This is a genomic window from Methylobacterium sp. BI1 (assembly GCF_056680125.1).
The window spans coordinates 898,411-914,687 of sequence record NZ_CM155267.1; the positions used below are offsets into that span (position 1 = coordinate 898,411).

The window sequence follows — 16,277 nt, forward strand, 5'->3', positions numbered from 1 at the left end:
AAGGGGGGCCGGTCCGACCGGACCCCCCCGAAGCAACCGGGACCCGCCTCACGCCGCGCGGATGGCGGCGAGGAAGCCCTCGACCTCCTGGCGCACGTTCACCGACTGGACCGAGAGTTCGCCCGCCGCCATCAGCACCTGCTGGGCCGCGGAGCCGGTCTCGCCGGAGGAGGTGAGGACCCGGGCGACGTTCATCGAGACGTCCTGGGTTCCGCGCGCCGCTTCGGCCGCGTTGCGGGAGATCTCGCCGGTGGCCGCCGTCTGCTCCACCACCGTCGCGGCGATGCTTTCCGTGATTGCGTTCACCGACACGATGGTCTGGCCGATCTGCCGGATCGCCGCGACCGCCTGGGCGGTCGCCTGCTGGATGGCGGTGATCTGCCCGCCGATCTGGTCGGTGGCCCGCGCCGTCTGGCCCGCGAGTTCCTTGACCTCCGCCGCGACCACCGCGAAGCCCCGCCCCGATTCCCCGGCCCGGGCCGCCTCGATGGTGGCGTTCAGCGCCAGCAGGTTGGTCTGGCTGGCGATGCCGGAGATCATCGTCACGGCCTCCCCGATCCGCTCGGCGGCCTGGATCAGGCTGCCCATGGTGACGTTCGTCGATTCCGCCTCCCGTGCCGCGGCACCGGCCGCGGCGTTCGATTGCTGGACCTGACGCTCGATCTCCTGGAGGGACGCGACCATCTCCTCGGCGGCCGCCGCCACGGTCTGTACGTTCGCCGAGGTCTCCTCCGCGGCCGCGCTCGAGGCCAGGGCCTGGCCGCTGGTGCTCTCCGCCACCTGCGTCATGGATCGCGCCGTCGCGTCGAGTTCGGTCGCCGCGGAGGTGACGATGCCGATGGCGCCGGAGATGGTCTGTTCGAAGCCCTGAACCAGCCCGTCGACCCGGTCCGCCCGGCGCTGGCGGGCCGATTGCTCCGCGACCTGCTGGGCTTCCAGGTCGGTGCGGGCGATCGCGTTCTGGCGGAACACGTCGACGGCCTTGGCCATCTCGCCCATCTCGTCCACCGCCTCCTGCGAGGGAACCGTGACCGCCGTCTCTCCGGAGGCCAGGCGGCTCATCGCGTCCGTCATGCCGGAGATTGGCCGGATGATGCTGCGCGCGATCAGGAAGGCGAGGGCGCCGCCGAGCGCCAGCGCCAGGGCGATGAGGCCCAGCTGCAGGACCCGCGCCCGGCCGACGCTCGCCTCGGTGGCGGCCACGATCTCGCCGACCGCCGTCTCGATCTTGGTCCGGACCTCCTGGCCCGCCTGCATCAGCGCCGCCATGTGCGGCTTGAGCGCGTCGTCATGGGCGATCCGCGTCGCTTCCAGGGCGGCCGCAGCGACGTTGAACGCGCCGATATAGGCGTCGACCGTGTCCTGAAGCTCCTTGATCGGACGGGTGAACGCGCCGTCCGTGTCGAGGTCGCGCAGCGCCTTCAGGGCGGCAACCGCCTTCAGGCTGTTCGCCGCGAAGGTCGCGGGACCCTGCGGGTCGCGGGTGGCCAGGAAGCGCCAGTTCGCGACCCGCATCAGCAGCACCGCGCTGTCGACCTGGGCCACCTGGCTGATTTCGGCAGCGGAGCCGTTCTGGCGGATCGCCGTGGCGAGGAGCCCGTTGACGCGGGTCAGGGCATCGCCGGTCTTGAACAGCTTGGCCTTGCTATCCGCGAGGGTCGCGCCGGCTTGGCCGAGGCGTTGGACATCGTCCTTCAGGGCCGCGGATTGATCGCGCATGCGGGTGTAGATCGCGCGCCGCTCGTCGGAGATGGCGATGTCGATCTGGCGCTGAAGCAGGGTGGTGATGGCGTCGCGCGTCTGCTCGACCCGGCGGACCTGCTCGGGCGTCTGGTTCCCCTGCAGATCCAGGGCCTGGCCGGACAGGCGTTCCGCGAGGCCGTTCATCGAGAAGACGTTGCGTGCGCCTTCCTCAAGTCGGGCGACCCGTGCGTATTCGGCGACGATGGAGCCGAGCTGATACTGCGCGGTCAGGCCAATACCCCCAGTGATCAGGATCAGGCTCCCGAATCCGGCGTAGAGGCGGGTGCGGATACCGTATTTCATCGACAGACCTGATCAATAGCGTGGCTTGTACGCCTTTCGTAGACTTCAAGAAATAAAAATGCCTTAAACAGCGACGAATTGATAGTTTAGATGTTTGATATGAGCTAATTTAGTTCAAGCATACATGGACAGTCGGACTTGATCAGGACATCCGCTCAGCCACCACTCTGATCGGCGCGTGCGCCCGCCCATCGGAGCTGAACCAAAATCCTTCTCTGTCCGCCGCCCATGGCGCGATGTCCCGCCGTGCCGATCGCGCGAACACGATCGCTCACTCGCCGAATTGCCAGGGCGGCGACTCGATTCTTGGCGTGGCGACTCTTGGCGTGGCGACTCTTGGCGTGGCGACTCTTGGCGTGACGACGCTTGGCGTGACGACCGAATTTTTGGGGCGGCGACCCGGCAGGGAGGCGCCGGGCACCACCCGTCGACGGGGCGTCGGTCTCACGCGCCGGCGTGGACCCGCGCCCGCAGGCGCTCCGCCACCATCGCCTGCAGGGTCAGGAGGTGCGGGCAGTGGATGCCCTCCTCGAGGCAGGCGGCCACCGTGCGGAACAGGTACTCGGCGCTCGGCCCGAGGTGCCCGATTCCGGCGGCGATCCGGTCCGCGATCGCCGCGTCCGGGATCGGGCCTGTGTAGCGGTCGCTCTCGGGGTTCACCAGGAAGGTCAGCGCCTGGATCGTCCCCTCCGCGGTCTCCACCGGGACCCAGCGCCCGAGATAGCCGTTGCCGCGCATCTCGCGGCGCCAGACCGGCAGCAGGGTCTCGGCGGCCTCCGCACCGGTCAGCCGGAAGGCGACCCCCTCGCAGGCGCCGCCCGCATCGAGGGCCAGGACGAGACCGGGGTTGTCGACGCTGCCGCGGAACCGGCGCTGGAGGAGGCAGAAGCGGCGATGATAGCCGTGCACGGTGCCGACCCGGCGCTCGGAATAGGCGAATTCCGGCTGCCAGATCAGCGAGCCGTAGCCGAACACCCAGAGGCCGTCCGCCGGGACGGGGCGTGCCGCCAGGGCGGCGGCGAGGCCCGGCGCCAGTTCGGCGTCGGTCATCAGCGCCAGGGCGGTGGCATCGTCGGCCACCGGCACCGGGTGGGCGCGGGCGATGAGATCGAGGCTCAGGGCGATGGACGGGTCCGGCATGGCCCCACCGAATCATCCGGCGGGCCGCGGCGCAAGCGTCGCCCGGGCTTTGCCCTCGGGCTTCGCTCCCAGGGCTCTATCGTCATGACTCGGCCGCCATGACGCGGCCCTCATCCTTGTCCGTCATGATTTGGCGCCGGCCATCGTCTCCAGCTCGGGCAGCGGCTCGGTGCGGTGGAAGTCGCAGGCCTCCTTGTCCTGGTCGATGACGCTCAGGGTTCCGGCCTTCTCCTCGATGACGATCTTGACCCGCTCGGCCCGGCCGAAGGTGCGTCCCCGCATCCGGCTCGACACGCAGTAGAGCGTGCGTCCCTCGTCGAGGAACGGTCCGGAGACCCGGCTCTGGACGAACCGGACCGGGATCAGCGAGAGCGCTCCGAATTCCAGCCGGCTCAACGCGAGGGCGGCGAGGCGCTCGTGCAGGGGTGCGCTGGCAGCCGGCATCGGGATCGGCGCGCGGACGCCACAGCCGGCGAGAGCCAGGGCCGCAAGGCTCGCGAGGAGGACGCCGCGGCGCGGCAGGCGGCAGGAGCGGGACATGGCGGGACGGCCTCGATTCGGATGCGGCCGAGCCTAACAATGTTCGCGTTTCGCGCGAGTCTCTATCGAGATACAATCTGGATCGCCCGGGGCATTTGCAAGGGATGGACATCGCCGTAAGACGGCCCATGCAATGGACCGACGAGGCCCTGGTGCTCGGTCTCCGCCGCCAGGGCGAGACCAGCGTCATCCTCGAACTCATGACCCGGACCCACGGCCGTCATCTCGGGCTCGTGCACGGCGGGCGCTCGCGCCGGATGCAGCCGGTGCTGCAGGCCGGCAACCGGGTCCAGGCTACCTGGCGGGCGCGTCTCGACGAGAGCCTGGGCGCCTTCGCGGTGGAGCCCGTCGAATCCGTCGCCGCCCGGCTGATGGGCTCGGGGCTCGCCCTCTACGGCATGAGCCACCTCGCCGGCCTGCTGCGCCTCCTGCCCGAGCGCGAGCCCCATCCCGAGCTGTTCGAGGCCGCCGGCCTCCTCGTCGCGCACCTGCACGACCCGGACATCGCCCCACCCCTGATGGTGCGCTTCGAACTCGCCATCCTGGCCGAGCTCGGCTTCGGGCTCGACCTGGCGGCCTGCGCCGCCACGGGGGGCAACGACGCGCTGATCTACGTCTCGCCGCGCAGCGGGCGGGCGGTGAGCGCCTCGGCGGGCGAGCCCTACCGCGACAGGCTGCTGGCGCTGCCGGACTTCCTGCGCGGGCGTGCTCCCGATGCGCCGCTGCCGATGACGCCGGACGCGCAGGCCGTTACCGAGGGGTTTACCTTGACGGGGTACTTCCTCGACCAGCACATCTGGGGACCGCGCGCGATCCCCGTGCCCGCAGAGCGTGCGCGCTTCGTTGCATTGGGCACGGGAAACGCCTAAATTCCGTTCGTGTTTTGTTCTGATTTGGGTCGAGTGCGGCCCGGGAGTTCATGATGGGCCAGCCCTTCGAGCCGCCATCGGATCCCGATGGCATCGAGAGCGTCGAGCTGAAGACCGCGCTGGAGGATCGCTACCTCGCCTACGCGCTCTCGACGATCATGCACCGGGCGCTGCCCGATGCCCGCGACGGGCTCAAGCCCGTCCATCGCCGCATCCTGTTCGCCATGCGGCTCCTGAAGCTCGACCCGAGCTCGGCCTTCAAGAAATGCGCCCGCATCGTCGGCGACGTCATCGGCAAGTATCACCCGCACGGCGACACGGCGGCCTACGACGCCCTGGTGCGCATGGCGCAGGACTTCGCGCAGCGCTACCCGCTGGTCGACGGCCAGGGCAATTTCGGCAACATCGACGGCGATAACGCCGCCGCCCAGCGCTACACCGAGGCCCGGATGACGGAGGTGGCGCGCCTCCTCCTCGAGGGCCTCGACGACGATTCGGTGGATTTCCGCCCGAACTACGACGGGCAGGAGGAGGAGCCGGTGGTGCTCCCCGCCGCCTTCCCGAACCTGCTCGCCAACGGCAGCCAGGGCATCGCGGTGGGCATGGCGACCTCGATCCCGCCCCACAACGCGGCCGAGCTCTGCGACGCGGCGCTCTACCTCATCACCCACCCGGAGGCGACCTCCGCCCAGCTCCTCACCTTCGTGAAGGGGCCGGACTTCCCCACCGGCGGCATCCTGATCGACAGCGCCGACTCGATCACCGAGGCCTACCGCACCGGGCGCGGCGGCTTCCGCGTGCGCGCCCGCTGGGCCAAGGAGGACCTGGGCCGCGGCACCTGGACCATCGTGGTCACGGAGATTCCCTACGGCGTGCAGAAGGCCCGCCTGATCGAGAAGCTCGCGGAGCTGCTGCAGGAGCGCAAGCTGCCGCTGCTGGCCGACGTGCGCGACGAATCGGCCGAGGACGTGCGCATCGTGCTGGAGCCGCGGGCCCGCAACGTCGATCCCGTCATCCTGATGGAATCGCTGTTCCGGCTCACCGAGCTCGAATCGCGCATCTCGCTCAACATGAACGTTCTGGTGGGCGGCCTCGTGCCCCGGGTCATCGGCCTCGCCGAGGCCCTGCGCGAGTGGCTCGACCACCGCCGCGTCGTGCTCCAGCGCCGCTCGCGCCACCGCCTCGGACAGATCGACCGCCGCCTGGAGATCCTGGGCGGCCTGCTCATCGTCTATCTCGACCTCGACGAGGTGATCCGCATCATCCGCGAGGAGGACGAGCCGAAGCCCGCCCTGATGAAGCGCTTCGAGCTCACCGAGGTCCAGGCCAACGCCATCCTCGACACGCGCCTGCGCTCCCTGCGCAAGCTCGAGGAGATGGAGATGAAGCGCGAGCTCGACGCGCTGACGCAGGAGAAGGACGGCATCGAGGCGCTGCTCGGCTCCGACAAGCTGCAATGGGCCGACATCACCAAGCAGATCCGCGCGGTGAAGAAGACCTTCGGTCCCGAGACCAAGATCGGCGCCCGGCGCACCACCCTGGAGAACCCGCCCGACACCGCCGGCATCGACTTCGCCGCCGCGATGGTGGAGCGCGAGCCCATCACCGTGATCGTCTCGAACAAGGGCTGGATCCGGGCCCTGAAGGGCCACGTCGCCGACCTGTCCGGCATCGCGTTCAAGGGCGATGACGGCCTCAAGCTCGCCTTCCCGAGCGAGACCACGGCCAAGATCCTGGTCCTGGCCTCGAACGGCAAGGTCTTCACCCTGGAGGCGGCCAAGCTTCCGGGCGGACGCGGCTTCGGCGACCCGATCCGCCTGATGGTGGATTTCGACGACGGCACCGAGATCGTCGCGGCCATTCCCTACCAGCCGGGCGCCAAGGTCTTGGTCGCGGCCACCGACGGGCGCGGCTTCCTGGCGCCGGCCGACGCACTCGTGGCCAACACCCGCAAGGGCAAGGGCATCATGGGCCTCGACGCGCCGGCCACGGCCGCCGTGCTGGTGCCGGCGACCGGCGACCACGTGGCGGTGTGCAGCGCCGACCGGCTGATGCTGGTGTTCCCCTTGAGCGAACTGCCCGAGATGGTGCGCGGCAAGGGCGTGCGCCTGCAGCGCTGCCGCCAGACCACGCTCACCGACGCCCATGTCTTCGCCCTGGCCGAGGGCCTGCCCTGGCGCGAGGCGGGCGGCGAGGCGCGCCTCGCCAATGCGGGAATCCTGGAGAAGTGGCTGGGCCACCGCTCGGATGCCGGCACCCTGATGACCCGGAGCTTCCCGAAATTCGAGCGGTTCGGGAAGTAGACGGAGCGATCGCTTCAGGCGTTTCTGGAGTGGACCTTAGATGGCCTGGCCGAGCGTTTCCTCGACGAGGCGAGGGTTGCGTTGCAGGAGCGCCAGCAATACGCGGGCCGGCCCTTCAGGCTGGCGCCGGCGCTGTTCCCAGTTCCGCAGGGTGCCGACGGCGACACCGATCCGACGGGCGAAGGCATCCTGTGAGAGATCGGTCGCCTTTCGGATCGCGGCAACGTCGATGTCCAGCGGAACGTGGATGCCGAATCCGGCTCCGATGTCCCCACGCGCATGGGCGGCCGCCTGCTTGAGGCTCAGCGTCAACTCGGCGAACATCGCTTCGTCCATCGCTCATCTCCCCCAGAGAAAGGACTCGTCCTCAGAACAAGGTCTCGACCAGGCGGGCAAGGGTCCGGGCCTGATCGGGTGTCAGGTTGCCCTGGTCGTTCTTCGCGTAGGCCAGGAGCAGGTACACGCCCTTGGGACCGACGAAGAACGAGATCACGCGGGCGCCGCCGCGCTTGCCGCGTCCAATCAAGGGAACACGAACCTTCCGAAGGCCGCCAGTCCCCGGAATCACATCGCCCGCCTGCGGATGGGCCGCGAAGAAATCCACGACCGCGCTTCGTTCGGTTTCGCTCATCACACGTTCGGCGGAGCGCAGATAGATCTCGGTCTCGATGACCGTATGGAGCGCGCTCGCCATACCCAAGACTGCGCCGCTGGCGCACGTCCGTCAATGATAGTGGGCGGGATCAGCGTTCCAATGTCTGCGCACCAAGTTCCCGCAGGCTGTCGTCGGCGGGCCCAAAACACGGACGGCAAGGCCCGGGGAGCCGAGCCTTGCTGCGCAGGGGCCGCTGCAACTTGAAAAGCCGGGTTGCGCTGCTCGCTTCAGCGGCGGCGGAACTGGCCGCGCATGGGCGGGCGCGGACCGGCGGAGCGCTCGTCCTTGTGTCGGAACACGAGGCGGCCCTTCTCCAGGTCGTAGGGGGACATCTCGACGGTGACGCGGTCGCCGGCCAGAGTCTTGATGCGGTTCTTCTTCATCTTGCCGGCCGTGTAGGCCACGATCTCGTGCCCTTGATCGAGCTGCACGCGGTAGCGCGCGTCCGGCAGGATCTCGATTACGAGACCGTCGAACTGCATCAACTCTTCTTTCGCCATCCACACTCTCCAGCCGGACGGCCTGAACGGGGCGACCCGGGACACAAAACGAAGCCGTTCGGCAAAACGCGGCGGGCGGCGGGTCCGATCCCATCGGATGCGCAACACCGGCGAGCGTTGCCCCGACATAATGTCCGAACCGGCCGGAAGCAAGCTTTTCCCGATGCAGGCCCGTGATGAAGCCGGCACAATCCGCGCGAGGATTCGGCGAGATTTCGGAAAGATCAAGATTCGGCGTTCCTCTCGGCCCTGAACGACCTTGCCAATCGCTGCGGTTCGGAGCGGTCCGCGTCCGGTCCCGTCCCGGGCGGGCGCTAGGACCGTGCCTCAGGACGCCAGGACCATGCCTCAGGGCGCGACGTCGTTGCCGGCGAAGTCGATCCGTCCGTCCGGGGTCCGCTTCCAGACCTGCAGGAGGGTGGCCGGGCGTCGGGGATCGGGCTTGAGGTCGCCCCTGGCGTCGTAGGCGAGGTCGCCGAGGACCGTCCGAAGGGCATGGCCCTGATGCAGGTAGGCGGCCACGGCGCGGCCGTCCGCCGATCCGGCGCCGAGGACGCCCTGGCGCAGGACCTCCACCGCCACATAGGCCGGGGCGGCGACCGCATTCGCTTCCGGACTGCGCGGCCCCCTGGCCGCCTTGGAATCGGGTCCCTTCCCATCGGGCCCTTTGGGCTCCGGCAGCCGGGGCGGATCGGGGGTGAGGGTCATCACCGTGCCCTCGGCCGCGGGCCCGGCGGCCTGCGGAAAGGCCGGATCGAGGAGGCCGTCGCTGCCCACCAGGGGCGCGCCCAGGCCGGCCTCGCGCAGGCCGCGCAGGAGCACGGCCGCATCCGCCGCGAGGCCGCCGAAATACACCACCTCGACGCGGGCCCGCTTCAGGCGCGCCACCAGCCCGGAGACGTCGCGCTCGCCCCGGCTCAGGGTCTCGAAGGCCGCCTCGGGCTGGCCCGCGGCCTTCAGGGTGCGGCTCACGCCCTCCGTGAGGCCGCGGCCGAACGGGCTCTTGTCGTGCACGAGGCCGATGCGCTGGCCGGCGTGACGGCCGAGAAGGTAGGCGCCGGCGAGCGTTCCCTGCTCGGCCTCGTTCGGCACGGTGCGGAACACGTTCCAGAGTCCCCGGGCCGTCAGCCCGGGATAGCCGGTGCCCGGCGTCACCGCGACGATGCCGGCCTCCTCGTAGGCCGGCATCGCCAGCCCCGCGACGCCGGCATTGAAGGGGCCGACGACGAGGCCGATCCGCTCGGCGGCGAAGCGCCGGGCGACGGCGAGGCCCTGCTTGCCGTCCCCCGCATCGTCGGCGACCACCAGGACGAGACGCTGCCCGTTGACGCCGCCGGCGCGATTGAGGTCGGCCACCGCCTGCTCGGCCCCGAGGCGCAGGCCCTGTCCGAAGGCGGCATCAGGGCCGGTCAGCGGCACCGACAGCCCGATCCGGACCTGCGCCTCGGCGCGGCCGGCGGCTAGGCCGGCGGCGAGCGCGAGGCTGACGGCGAGGGTGCGGGCCGTGGCGCGGAGGCTGGGCATCGAAGCGCGAATCCATCGAGGCGGGGGAGCGTGGCCGCACGATAGGGCCGCCCGGTCGGTGCGGGAAGTCACGGCGCGGCGCGGGCGCCGACAGGATCGCATTGCCACGGGCGCACGGGACCTTACCTCGTGCTCCCGGGTTCCCCATTCGGGGTTCCGATCCCGCGTGATCGCGACCATCCTGCGTGATCGTCCCCATCCCGCGAGATCGCCACCATGGCGGGACCGTTCCCGTGCCGGAGTTCGTCAGGGCCATGCTCTCCACCGACAACGACATCCTCGGCGCTGCCGAGGCCTGGCGCCGCGCCGGCCGCGCGGTGGCCCTCGCCACCGTGATCGAGACCTGGGGCTCGGCGCCGCGGCCGGTGGGCAGCCATCTCGTGGTCGACGGCGAGGGCAATTTCCTCGGCTCGGTCTCGGGCGGCTGCGTCGAGGGCGCGGTCATCACCGAGGGCCTGGAGGCGATCGCCGACGGGCGGGCGCGGATCATCGAATTCGGCGTGGCCGACGAGACCGCCTGGCGGGTCGGCCTGTCCTGCGGCGGGCGCATCCGCGTCTTCGTCGAGCCCGTGGCCTGAGGCGCCGGCATGCAGCTCGAAACCCTCGCGATCCTCAACGCCGAGCGCGCCGCGCGCCGCGCCGCCATCCTGGTGACCGATCTCGACGGCGGTGCCCAGCGGGTGGTGCGCGAGGCCGAGATCGCCGACGATCCCCTGGCCGACCTCCTCGCCCGCCACCTCGCCTCCGGCAAGAGCGGCCTCGCCGAGGTGGAGGGGCGCTCCGTCTTCCTCACCGTGCAGGCGCCACCGGTGCGGTTGGTGGTGATCGGCGCCGTTCATATCAGCCAGGCGCTGTGCCCGATGGCGCGTGCCCTCGATCTCGCCGTCACCGTCATCGATCCGCGTACCGCCTTCGCGACGCCGGAGCGCTTCCCCGGCATCGACCTCGTGGCCGAATGGCCGGACGACGCCCTGGCCGGCCCGGTCCCGCCCCTCGACCGCTACTGCGCGGTGGCGGCCCTGACCCACGACCCGAAGATCGACGACCCCGCCCTGGCCGCCGCGCTCCGGGCCGGCTGCTTCTATGTCGGGGCCCTCGGCTCGCGCAAAACCCACGCGGCCCGCGTCGCCCGCCTCACCCAGGCGGGAGTCCCGGAGGCCGAGATCGGCCGGATCGCGGCGCCGATCGGCCTTCCCATCCAGGCCGTCAGCCCGGCCGAGATCGCGGTCTCGATCCTGGCGCAGATCATCGCGGCGCAGCGCACCCCCCGGACCGGAGCCGCCGCGTGAAGTTCGGCTCCGTCCCGACGCGCGAGGCCGCCGGGCTGATCGCCGCCCATACGGTGCGCGCGCACGACGTGACCCTGCGCAAGGGCCGGGTGATCCCGGTCGAGGACGCCGCGCGCCTCGCCGCCGCCGGGCTGTCCGAGCTCGTGGCCGTCACCCTCGAGGCGGGCGACGTGGCCGAGGATACGGCGGCCGAGCGCCTCGCCGCGCATCTCGCCGGGCCGCACCTGCGCCGCGAACCGCCCTTCACCGGCCGCTGCAACCTACACGCGTCCACCGCCGGGCTCCTGCACATCGACCGGGCCGCCATCGACGCCGTCAACGGCATCGACGAGGCGATCACGCTGGCGACGCTCGCGCCCTACAAGCCGGTTGTGGCTGGTGAGATGGTCGCCACCGTGAAGATCATTCCCTACGCGGTTCCGGGCGCGGCCCTGGACCGGGCCTGCCGCGCCGCGCCCGCGGGTGCGCTCGCCGTCGCGCCCTACCGCCTGACCCGGGTCGCCGTCGTCTCGACCCTGCTGCCCGGCCTCAAGCCCGCGACCATCGACAAGACGCTGGCCAACCTGCGCCACCGCCTCGCCCCGACGGGGGCCGACCTCGTCACCGACGCCCGGGTGCCCCATCGCCGCGAGGCCGTGGCCGAGGCGATCCGGGCGGCGGTCGCGGAGGATCGCGCCGAGCTGGTGGTGGTGTTCGGCGCCTCGGCCATCGCCGACCGGCGCGACGTGATCCCCGCCGGGATCGAGGCGGCGGGCGGGCATGTCGAGCATCTCGGCATGCCGGTGGACCCGGGCAACCTCCTCCTGGTCGGACGGGTCGCCGCGGTGCCGGTCATCGGCGCGCCGGGCTGCGCGCGCTCGCCCAAGGAGAACGGCTTCGACTGGGTGCTGCACCGGCTGCTCGCCGGCCTCGCCGTGACCCGGGCCGACATCGTCGCCCTCGGCGTCGGCGGGCTCCTGATGGAGATCGTGTCGCGGCCCCAGCCCCGCTCGGGCGGCGACCCGGCCGAGGACGACGCGTGAGGACGATGCCCGCAGATGCTGCCTGAACTGGGACTCATCCTCCTGGCGGCGGGGCGTGGGACGCGCTTCGGCGCGGAGCCGAAGCTGCTGCAGCCGCTGGCCGGGAGGCCCCTGGTGCGCCACGCCGCGGAGGCCGCGCTCGCCTCCGGGCTCGGCCCGGTGGTTGCGGTGCTCGGCGCCCATGCCGAGCGGGTCGGCGCCGCCCTGGACGGGCTCGACCTCGTCCGGGTCGTGAACCCGGCCTATGCCGACGGCCTCGCCACCTCGCTGCAGGCCGGCCTCGCAGCCCTGCCGGCGACGGTCGGCGGCGCGATCGTGCTCCTCAGCGACATGCCGCGGGTGAGCGCCCGCCACCTCACGGAGCTGGCCGACGCCTTCCGCCGGGCGGACCCGGCGCCCTCGGCCGTCGTGCCGATCCATGCGGGCCGGCGCGGCAACCCGGTCCTCCTGAACCTGCGGCTCCTGGCGCCCGCCCTCGCCGGCCTTTCGGGCGACCAGGGCGCCGGACGCCTGCTCGCCGGACGCGCCGACGTGCTCGAATGCCCGATGGATGCGGGCGTCAGCCTGGACGTCGACACGCCCGACGGCCTCGCGGCCCTCCGGTGAAGGTTCAGTCCTGCGCTGCCAGGGCGGGCGCGCGCTTGGCCTCGGCCCGGCAGCGGTCCGAGCAGTAGCGGACCTCGTCCCACACCCGCTCCCACTTCTTGCGCCAGGCGAACGGCTTGCCGCACTGGACGCAGACCTTGGTGGGCAGGTCGGCCTTCTTGCGCATCCGCGCCATGGGATCTGCTCGACGCTTTCGTGGACAGGTCGCTCCGATATAGGGCGGCCTATCGCCCGAGCTGCCCGGCCTCGCTGGCCGGGACCGGGCTCCAGCGGTTGAGCTGGATGTAGCCGTCGCGGGCGGCGATGACGACGTGGCGGCGGTAGCGCTGCACCACCGTCCCGGGCGCATGCCGATGCGCCTCGCGCCAGCCCTCGGCCGCCGCCACGTAGACCCGGGATTCGCCGACCCGGGCGATCGTCTCGATCGTGCCGAAGGCCCGGACCCGGCGCAGGATCGCCTCGACCTCGGAGCGGAAGTCGAGGGTGCGGTCCGCATCCGTCACCCGCGGCCAGTAGGAGCCGGTGCCCTGGGGGGCGGGCGTTCGCCAGAGGGCGGGTAGGTCCCGGGCGATGGGGCCGGCGGCGATGCGGCGCGCCGCCATCTGGCACTTGGCGAGCAGGGTCTCGTGCGATTCCAGGGCGGCGAGGGGAAAGCGCTCCTGGGCCAGGATGTCGCCGGTGTCGAAGCCGTCCTCGGCGAGGACGTGGGCGGTGACGCCCCACTCGGGCTGTGCGTCGCTGATCGCCTTGAACAGCGGGTAGGGCCCGCGGCCCTGGGGAAGCGGGGAGGGGTGGAAGTTGAGCGCGTAGGCGGCTTGGCCCCGCCAGCCCCGGATCAGCCAGGGATAGCCCGCCACCACCAGGGCCCAGTCCCGGCCCTGCGTCTCCGCGAGCCCGGCGAGGTCCTCCGGTCGCATCCGCGAGATCTGGATCGGCACGCGGTGGCGGCGGGCCTGGGTCACCACCGCCTCGTTGTGGTCGTAGATCCCGTCGCAGGGCCGGGTGAACAGCTTGATCGGCGTCCAGCCCGCCCCGATCAGGGCCTCGAACACGCCGCCGAGGAAATCGATTCCGGCAAAGGCGAACTTCATGAAGCTCCCGACGGTCCTGCGACGTCACGGATCGGTCGATCCCGCGTGGGGACGGCTCCCCGTCCCCGGCACCCGCCATACCTACCCCATCGGACGCGAATTGGGAGCGGGCATGACGGGGGCGCGGACATGAGGCGGGACATCGTCACCGACGACGCGGGCGTGCCTGCGCCCGGCCGGCGCCCGGAGTGGAACGCCCGGCAGGGTTTTCGGCACAGTCTTCGGGAGGTTTTCTCGCAGGTCGAGGGCTGATTTCCATCCGCACGCTCCGCTTCCTCCTCGGCGACCAGCTCACCCGCCGCATCGCCACCCTCACCGACCTCGATCCGGACCACGACGTCGTCCTGATGGTCGAGGTGCGGGCCGAGGCCACCTACGTGCGGCATCACAAGCAGAAGATCGCCTTCCTGTTCTCGGCGATGCGCCACTTCGCGGCGGAGCTGGAGGCGGAGGGCATCACGGTCGACTACGTTCGCCTCGATGCCCCGGGCAACACCGGCCGCTTCACCGGCGAGCTGGAACGCGCGGTCGCGCGCCACGCGGTCGACCGGGTCGTGGTCACCGAGCCCGGCGAGTGGCGGGTCTGGGAGATGATGCAGGGCTGGCGGGCCGATCTCGGGCCGCCCGTGGAGATTCGCGACGACAACCGCTTCCTCTGTCCCCGCGCCGACTTCGCCGCCTGGGCCGGCGACCGGCGGAGCCTGCGCATGGAGACGTTCTACCGCGGCATGCGCCGCCGCACCGGCCTGCTGATGGAGGGGGCCGAGCCGACCGGGGGCCGCTGGAACTTCGACCCCGAGAACCGCAAGGGCCTGCCGAAGGGCCACGTCGTGCCCGAGCGGGTCGGCTTCCCGCCCGATGCCGTGACCCGGGAGGTCATCGCCCTGGTGGAGGCCGAGTTCGGCGATCATTTCGGCGAGACCGACGCCTTCGCCTGGCCGGTCACCCGGGCCGAGGCCATCACGGCCTTCAAGCACTTCCTCGCCGTCGGCCTGCCGGCCTTCGGCGACTACCAGGACGCGATGCGCACGGATGCGCCGTTCCTGTACCACGCCCTGATCGGAGCGGCGCTGAACGCCGGGCTCCTCACCCCCGAGGAGGTCTGCCGCGCGGCGGAGCGCGTCTACCGCGCGGGCGAGGCCCCGCTTCATTGCGTCGAGGGCTTCATCCGCCAGATCCTCGGCTGGCGCGAATACGTGCGGGGCCTGTACTGGGCCCGGATGCCGGACTACGCGGCGTCGAACGCCCTCGCGGCCACCCGCGACCTGCCGTGGTTCTACTGGTCCGGCGAGACCGCGATGAACTGCCTGGCGCAGTGCATCGGCGCCACCCGCAGGCACGCCTACGCCCATCACATCCAGCGCCTGATGGTGACGGGCAACTTCGCCCTCCTCGCCGGCCTGGCGCCCGAGCAGGTGGAGGAATGGTACCTCGTGGTCTACGCCGATGCCTACGAGTGGGTCGAGCTGCCCAACGTCCACGGCATGGTGCTCTGGGCCGATGGCGGGGTGATGGGCTCGAAGCCCTACGCGGCTTCGGGCGCCTACATCAACCGCATGTCGGATTACTGCCGGGGCTGCGCCTACGACGTGGCCAAGAAGACCGGCCCCTCGGCCTGCCCGTTCAACTATCTCTACTGGGATTTCCTCCTCCGGCACGCGGAGCGCCTGGCGGACAATCCGCGCCTCGCCATGCCCTACCGCACCCTCGCGCGCATGGACCCGACGAAGCGGGCGGCGATCCGTGACGACGCGGCGCGCTTCCTCGACGGCCTCGACGCCGCGCCGACGGCCGGCCCGGCCGGCCAGGGAACCCTCGCCCTGGCGACGCCCCGGCCCGAACCGGCCCCGCCGCCCGGTCCGGGACCCGGCTACCAGGGCGTCCAGACGGCGAGGCTGAGGTAGGGGCCGGGGTCCTGATCGCTGGCGAGTTGCAGCCCGGCCGAGAGGCGCAGGCTGACGGGGCCGAGGGTGAAGTCCGTCGCGTGCAGGCCGAGATTCCATTTCCGGTAGCCGGTCTCGTCCCCGTAGAGGGCGATCTCGGGTCCGAGATAGGCCCCCCAGTGCCGCGTGCCCCAGGCGAGGCGGCCCCAGGCGCTCATGCGGGCGGTGCCGGTGACCAGCGTGGCGGTGAACAGGGTCGCGTCGGTGGGATGGGCCCAGACCTCGCCGTGGAGGCGCAAGCCCAAGCGGAGCGGCGGGGCCCGCACGCAGCCGCAGCCCGACACCACCTCCATCGCACCCTCCGGACCCGCATAGGCGGCCACGACGCCCCAGTCGCGAAACCACTGGTAGCCGAGCACGACCGCGCCGGTCGCGGTCCCGCGCGTGACGTCCCCCTCGCTGCGGCGCTGGCCGCCGAGGCTCCCCAGGGCCACGAATCCCTCCCGGTCGAGCCGGTCCAGGGCCAGCTTCGCCCCGGTGGTGACGAAGACGGAGGGGCTCGCCTCCAGGCTCCCGAACAACAGGAGCGAGGCCGGCGACGTTTCGGGGATCGGAGAGGCGGCCGAGGCCTGCGAGACCGGAAAGGCCAGCATGCCGATGAGGACGGCTGAGCCGGCGGCCGGTACGACGAAGAGCCCGCCCGTCCGCCTGCTCTCGAAGATGGCTGTGGCCGTCGCTCTCACAGGCGTCCCACGTTCGACCCCGATGACGGCTCGACTGTCGTGGCGCTGGACTTTGAAATCAATTTA

17 protein-coding genes are annotated in these 16,277 nt (G+C 71.4%); 7 read left to right on the forward strand and 10 right to left on the reverse strand.

What is annotated here, in order from left to right; genetic code table 11:
- Nucleotides 1–48 precede the first annotated feature (48 nt).
- The 3 genes from AC1MGR_RS04345 to AC1MGR_RS04355 all read right to left on the reverse strand — a co-directional run bounded on the left by AC1MGR_RS04345 (nt 49) and on the right by AC1MGR_RS04355 (nt 3,726).
- Complete coding sequence (locus AC1MGR_RS04345; protein WP_480233776.1) at nt 49–2,046, reverse strand: methyl-accepting chemotaxis protein; 1,998 nt, start codon at nt 2,044–2,046, stop codon at nt 49–51.
- A 444-nt stretch (nt 2,047–2,490) separates the two neighbouring features.
- Nucleotides 2,491–3,186, reverse strand: coding sequence for a gamma-glutamylcyclotransferase (locus AC1MGR_RS04350; RefSeq protein ID WP_480233777.1), 696 nt, complete (start codon nt 3,184–3,186; stop codon nt 2,491–2,493).
- A gap of 123 nt (nt 3,187–3,309) precedes the next feature.
- Nucleotides 3,310–3,726, reverse strand: coding sequence for a hypothetical protein (locus tag AC1MGR_RS04355; RefSeq protein ID WP_480233778.1), 417 nt, complete (start codon nt 3,724–3,726; stop codon nt 3,310–3,312).
- A 128-nt stretch (nt 3,727–3,854) separates the two neighbouring features.
- Between AC1MGR_RS04355 and recO the strand changes: the two genes are divergently transcribed.
- Both recO and parC read left to right on the forward strand, forming a co-directional pair.
- Complete coding sequence (gene recO, locus AC1MGR_RS04360) at nt 3,855–4,595, forward strand: DNA repair protein RecO (RefSeq protein ID WP_480233779.1); 741 nt, start codon at nt 3,855–3,857, stop codon at nt 4,593–4,595.
- A gap of 53 nt (nt 4,596–4,648) precedes the next feature.
- Nucleotides 4,649–6,898: a DNA topoisomerase IV subunit A gene (gene parC, locus AC1MGR_RS04365; RefSeq protein WP_480234929.1), complete on the forward strand. Its 2,250-nt coding sequence runs from the start codon at nt 4,649–4,651 to the stop codon at nt 6,896–6,898.
- A gap of 36 nt (nt 6,899–6,934) precedes the next feature.
- On the opposite strand, the gene AC1MGR_RS04370 is transcribed toward parC, so the two are convergent.
- The 4 genes from AC1MGR_RS04370 to AC1MGR_RS04385 form a co-directional block, all read right to left on the reverse strand.
- Nucleotides 6,935–7,234, reverse strand: a complete 300-nt coding sequence (locus AC1MGR_RS04370) for a helix-turn-helix domain-containing protein (protein ID WP_480233780.1) — start codon at nt 7,232–7,234, stop codon at nt 6,935–6,937.
- A gap of 31 nt (nt 7,235–7,265) precedes the next feature.
- Nucleotides 7,266–7,592 (reverse strand): type II toxin-antitoxin system RelE/ParE family toxin, encoded by a 327-nt coding sequence (locus AC1MGR_RS04375; RefSeq protein WP_480233781.1) that lies wholly within the window; start codon nt 7,590–7,592, stop codon nt 7,266–7,268.
- 188 nt (nt 7,593–7,780) lie between these two features.
- Nucleotides 7,781–8,053, reverse strand: coding sequence for a translation initiation factor IF-1 (infA, locus tag AC1MGR_RS04380; protein WP_055947419.1), 273 nt, complete (start codon nt 8,051–8,053; stop codon nt 7,781–7,783).
- A gap of 348 nt (nt 8,054–8,401) precedes the next feature.
- Nucleotides 8,402–9,577 (reverse strand): branched-chain amino acid ABC transporter substrate-binding protein, encoded by a 1,176-nt coding sequence (locus tag AC1MGR_RS04385; RefSeq protein ID WP_480233782.1) that lies wholly within the window; start codon nt 9,575–9,577, stop codon nt 8,402–8,404.
- A gap of 254 nt (nt 9,578–9,831) precedes the next feature.
- Here AC1MGR_RS04385 and AC1MGR_RS04390 point away from each other — a divergent pair, with 254 nt between their 5' ends.
- The 4 genes from AC1MGR_RS04390 to AC1MGR_RS04405 are packed head-to-tail and all read left to right on the forward strand — an operon-like array spanning nt 9,832 to nt 12,494.
- Nucleotides 9,832–10,155: an XdhC family protein gene (locus AC1MGR_RS04390; RefSeq protein WP_108035434.1), complete on the forward strand. Its 324-nt coding sequence runs from the start codon at nt 9,832–9,834 to the stop codon at nt 10,153–10,155.
- Between the two features lie 9 nt (nt 10,156–10,164).
- A complete protein-coding gene (locus AC1MGR_RS04395; protein ID WP_480233783.1) occupies nt 10,165–10,866 on the forward strand; it encodes an XdhC family protein in 702 nt (233 codons plus the stop codon).
- Nucleotides 10,863–11,888: a molybdopterin-binding protein gene (locus AC1MGR_RS04400; RefSeq protein ID WP_480233784.1), complete on the forward strand. Its 1,026-nt coding sequence runs from the start codon at nt 10,863–10,865 to the stop codon at nt 11,886–11,888. The genes AC1MGR_RS04395 and AC1MGR_RS04400 overlap by 4 nt, the downstream gene beginning before the upstream one ends.
- Before the next feature lie 15 nt (nt 11,889–11,903).
- Nucleotides 11,904–12,494 (forward strand): nucleotidyltransferase family protein, encoded by a 591-nt coding sequence (locus AC1MGR_RS04405; RefSeq protein ID WP_480233785.1) that lies wholly within the window; start codon nt 11,904–11,906, stop codon nt 12,492–12,494.
- Between the two features lie 4 nt (nt 12,495–12,498).
- On the opposite strand, the gene AC1MGR_RS04410 is transcribed toward AC1MGR_RS04405, so the two are convergent.
- Together AC1MGR_RS04410 and AC1MGR_RS04415 are read right to left on the reverse strand one after the other, a co-directional pair.
- Nucleotides 12,499–12,669 (reverse strand): DUF2256 domain-containing protein, encoded by a 171-nt coding sequence (locus AC1MGR_RS04410; protein WP_480233786.1) that lies wholly within the window; start codon nt 12,667–12,669, stop codon nt 12,499–12,501.
- A 49-nt stretch (nt 12,670–12,718) separates the two neighbouring features.
- On the reverse strand, nt 12,719–13,585 hold the full coding sequence (locus AC1MGR_RS04415; RefSeq protein ID WP_480233787.1) for a formyltransferase family protein: 867 nt from the start codon (nt 13,583–13,585) through the stop codon (nt 12,719–12,721).
- Between the two features lie 257 nt (nt 13,586–13,842).
- Here AC1MGR_RS04415 and AC1MGR_RS04420 point away from each other — a divergent pair, with 257 nt between their 5' ends.
- On the forward strand, nt 13,843–15,489 hold the full coding sequence (locus tag AC1MGR_RS04420) for a cryptochrome/photolyase family protein (RefSeq protein WP_480234930.1): 1,647 nt from the start codon (nt 13,843–13,845) through the stop codon (nt 15,487–15,489).
- Here AC1MGR_RS04420 and bcsS read toward each other — a convergent pair.
- Complete coding sequence (bcsS, locus tag AC1MGR_RS04425; RefSeq protein WP_480233788.1) at nt 15,456–16,211, reverse strand: cellulose biosynthesis protein BcsS; 756 nt, start codon at nt 16,209–16,211, stop codon at nt 15,456–15,458. The two genes, AC1MGR_RS04420 and bcsS, sit on opposite strands and share 34 nt — an antisense overlap.
- Nucleotides 16,212–16,277 lie beyond the last annotated feature (66 nt).